Source organism: Marilutibacter maris (assembly GCF_006546735.2).
Lineage (GTDB): Bacteria > Pseudomonadota > Gammaproteobacteria > Xanthomonadales > Xanthomonadaceae > Marilutibacter > Marilutibacter maris.
The window spans coordinates 1-4,205 of the sequence record NZ_VICD02000289.1; the positions used below are offsets into that span (position 1 = coordinate 1).

Annotated in this window: 3 protein-coding genes; all 3 read left to right on the forward strand. The window is 68.7% G+C overall.

What is annotated here, in order from left to right; all coding sequences use genetic code 11:
* Positions 1 to 219 precede the first annotated feature (219 nt).
* Positions 220 to 447: a hemin uptake protein HemP gene (locus FKV24_RS16515; RefSeq protein ID WP_141483160.1), complete on the forward strand. Its 228-nt coding sequence runs from the start codon at positions 220 to 222 to the stop codon at positions 445 to 447.
* A 222-nt stretch (positions 448 to 669) separates the two neighbouring features.
* Positions 670 to 2,958, forward strand: coding sequence for a TonB-dependent hemoglobin/transferrin/lactoferrin family receptor (locus FKV24_RS16520; RefSeq protein WP_141483161.1), 2,289 nt, complete (start codon positions 670 to 672; stop codon positions 2,956 to 2,958).
* 67 nt (positions 2,959 to 3,025) lie between these two features.
* Positions 3,026 to 4,030, forward strand: coding sequence for a DUF6607 family protein (locus FKV24_RS16525; protein WP_249041066.1), 1,005 nt, complete (start codon positions 3,026 to 3,028; stop codon positions 4,028 to 4,030).
* The last annotated feature ends 175 nt before the right edge of the window (positions 4,031 to 4,205 follow it).

Here is a 4,205-nt window from a genome sequence, read left to right on the forward strand (position 1 = left end):
GCCGCGATGAAGCTTTCATGGGAAGGCCCGGTCGCAGCTTACGCAGCTCCTACAGGAGTGATGGCCCTTCTTGTAGGAGCGGCGTGAGCCGCGATGAGGCTTTCATGGATGGGTTCTCGCGGCTTGCGCCGCTCCTGCGGGGCAGGGGAGGGGGACAGGTCCTTGACTCGCTAATGAGAATTATTATCATTCGTGTCTCACCCCGAACGAGCCACGACCATGTCCCTGCGCCAGTCGATCGCCGTCCCGTCCGCCGCTGTAGCTCCGTTCCCGACCCGTCCCGTCGAGCGTGCACTCGAGCGCTCGTTGCCGCCCGCGCCTCCGCGCGGCGCCCTGCTCGACAGCGATGCCCTGTTGCGCGGTACCCGTGAAGTGCTGATCCGTCACGGCGACGAGGTCTACCGTCTGCGCCACACCCGCAACGACAAGCTGATCCTGACCAAGTAGCGCCCGCCCGCGCCCCTGTTCGTCACCGGCGGGTTCTCTCTCCCCCGACGCCGGTGGCCGGTCGCCATGGACGGCGACATCCGCTTTCGCCGATGCGATCGCGGCCCCTTCCTCCGCATGCGAAGGCCCTGTCGCCGTCGCATGCGTTTCCATTCCGCCAGGTCGCCAGCCCGCTGTTGATGCAGCTGCCAGCCCGCCTCGGTCCCATCACGAGTCGCCAGCATGCCGCAGCCGTACCGAAATTCCGTCTCCAGATCCCTCGTTTCCCGCCTTGCGCCGCCAAGCGTACTGGCGCTGGCGGTCCTGGCCGCACTGCCGGCCTTCGCCGGGGCGCCCGCCGGCGGCGACGACACGCTCGTCACCGCAGTCGCGTCCTCGGCGGCCGAGATGGATCGCGTCGTCGTCACCGCGACCCGTACCGAACGCGCGATCGCCGACGTGCCGGCGACGGTGTCGGCGATCTCGCGCGAGGAGATGGACGCGACCATCACCCGCGACCTCAAGGACCTGTTCCGCTACGAGCCCGGGGTCACCGTCACCTCCGATTCGGTCCGCTTCGGCATCGGCGACATCCGCATCCGCGGCCTGGGCGGCAATCGGGTGCGCCTGGTCACCGACGGCATTTCGGTGTCGGACGCGTTCTCGATCGGCAGCTACTCCAATGCCAATCGCAACTTCGTCGACCTCGACACCCTGAAGGCGGTCGAGGTCGTGCGCGGCCCCTCCAGCGCGCTGTACGGCTCGGATGCGCTCGGCGGCGTGGTCGCCTTCATCACCAAGGACCCGGAGGACTACCTGGATGCCGGCAAGGATAGCCATCTGGGCATCAAGCTCGGTTACGACGGCGACTGGCAGGGCCTGTTCGGTGGCGTCACCAGCGCGTTCGCGGGCGAACGCTGGAGCGGCCTGGTCGCGGTCGGTCACCACCAGGGTCGGGAAACCGACAACAAGGGCGAGGACCGCAGCGACGGCAGCGCCCGCACCGCGCCGAACCCGCAGGAGCGCGACGGCCGCAGTCTGCTGGCCAAACTGCTGTACGCGACCGGCACCGACAGCCGCCTGCGCCTGACCGTGGAGGGCAACGAGGACAGCACCGGGACCGACGTGCGTTCCGCGCTCGGCTTCCAGCCCTTCACCGGCGCGACCACCACCGCGATGGACGGCGACGATCATCAGACCCGTGCGCGGATATCGCTGGCATGGGAGGCGGATGCGCTCGATCGCGCGTTCGCCGACAGCCTGCACGTGCAGGTCTATCGCCAGGACAGCGAGACCACCCAGGACACCCGCGAGGCGCGCATCACCGCCAGCGCCGGCGCGCACGTGCGCGAACGTTCGTTCAACTTCGATCAGCGCGAGTACGGACTGCAGGCGAACCTGCGCAAGGACTTCGCCACCGGTCGCGTCGATCACACCTTGACCTACGGTCTGGAGCTGTCGCGCGACCGCGTGCGCCAGAAGCGCGATGGCCGGGTGTTGTACGCGGACGGCTCGAGTTCGCCGGCAATGCCGCCGGATGTGTTCCCGGTGCGCGATTTCCCCAACAGCGAGACCACCACCGCGGCGTTGTACGTGCAGGACGAGATGCGCTTCGCCGATGGCCGGGTCAGCCTGGTGCCGGGCCTGCGCATCGACCACTACCGGCTGCAGCCGGAGGTGGATTCGATCTTCGCCGAGGACAACCCGGGCGTCGCGGTCAGCGATCTGAACGAGACCAGCGTGTCGCCGAAGCTGGGCGTGGTGTGGCGCTTCGCCGAGGACTGGTCGCTGTTCGCCGGCTACGCGCACGGGTTCCGCGCGCCGCCGTACAACGACGTCAATCTCGGCTTCACCAACCTGCAGTTCGGCTACACCGCGATCCCGAACCCCGACCTGAAGCCGGAGACCAGCGACGGCGTCGAGGCGGGTCTGCGCTTCATGGGCGAGAAGGGCTACGCCAGCCTGTCGGCCTACTACAACCGCTACGACGACTTCATCGAATCGCTGGGCTTCATCGGCTTCAACCAACAGGGGCTGATGGTGTTCCAGTCGCGCAACGTCGCCGACGCCGAGATCTACGGCGTCGAGTTCAGCGGCGGAATCGAGTTCGGCGGCTTCAATCCGGCCCTGGAGGGCTGGTCGCTGCGTGGCGCGGCGTCGTGGTCGCAGGGCGAGGACCGCGCCGATGGCACCTCGTTGGCCGGCATCGATCCGCTGCGCGCGACCCTCGGCCTGGCCTACGACCAGGAAAACTGGGGCGTCGAACTGGCCGGCCGCTTCGCCGCGCGCAAGCGCGATCTTCCGCAGGACACCCAGTTCGCGACGCCGGGCCATGGCGTGCTCGACCTGCTCGCGCACTGGAACTTCGCGCCGGGGACGACCGTCAACGCCGGCGTGTTCAATCTGGCCGATGATCGCACGTACTGGGCCAGCGGCGACCTGCCGGTCGGTGTGCTGGCCAGCAGCGACACGCTCGATCGCTATACCGCGCCCGGCCGCAACGTCGGCGTCAGCCTGTCGGTGAACTGGTGATGCACGCCGATCGCAGCCGACGCTTCCCGCACTTCAAGCACGCTCCAGCCAGCCAGGGGAATCCATCATGAATCCGCATATCCGATCCTCCGCGACGACCGCCGTGGCCTTCGCCGGCCTTGCGCTCGCCTGTGTGCTGTCTGCCGCCGCCGCCCGTGCCGGCGACCGCTCCGCCGATGACCTCGCCCGCGATCGCGCCGCGATCCTGGCGATGCGGGGCGAATACATCGTCGACTTCGCCTTCGACGAGACCGTGCGTCTGCAGCCCGGCTACGAGCGCAAGCCGGCGATGCGCAGCGGCGCCGACGAGACCGTGATCGTGGTCGAGGACAGCCCCGGTCGCATCGTCCTGCAGCACATCCTGGTCGACGCCAAGAGCCAGCACGTGACCAAGCACTGGCGCCAGGACTGGGTCTACCAGGCGTCCAACCGGTTCGAGTTCAGCGCCGACCAGACCTGGACCGTGCACCCGGTCGCGCCGACGCTCAACCAGGGCGCGTGGACGCAGTGCGTCTACGAGGTCAGCGACGCGCCGCGCTACTGCGGCACCGGCCGCTGGGAACACAAGGACGGCGTCTCGACCTGGACCAGCGATCCGAGCTGGCGGCCGTTGCCGCGCCGCGAGTACACCAAGCGCGAGGACTACAACGCGCTGTCGGTGGTCAACCGCCACACCGTAACCGTGAACGGCTGGACCCATGAGCAGTTCAATACCAAGGTGCTGCGCAAGCCCGACGGCAGCCAGGTCGAACTGGTCCGCGAGTTCGGCTTCAACGACTACCAGAAGGCCGAGGACATCGACTTCGGCGCCGCCTACAGGTACTGGGACGCGACCCGGGACTTCTGGGCGAAGGTGCGCGCGCGCTGGGACGCCTATCTGAGCCGGGCGCCGGGCGCGCACCTGAAGACCGAGATCGACGGCATGGCGATGATCATTCCGCTGTTCGAGCAGGCCGGCACGCTGGAGGAGGGCGGTACGGTCGGCGATGACGAAATCGATGCGGTGTTCGCCAAGTGGGTCGAGCCGGCGACGTCACCGGCGACGTCACCGGGGGCGTCGCCAGCGCGCTGACCGCGTGCCAGCCCCTGCATCCTGCCCCCGCATGCCGCAGACAGGAGAACCCCGGCGCCTGCGACGCGCCGGGGCCGGGGATGAACGGACACCGCTGGAGGTGCCTCGATCAGACGAAGGCGAGGCCGGCGGACGGTGCCGATGGCGGTGACGGCGGCGCCGGTGCGGCAGGTGC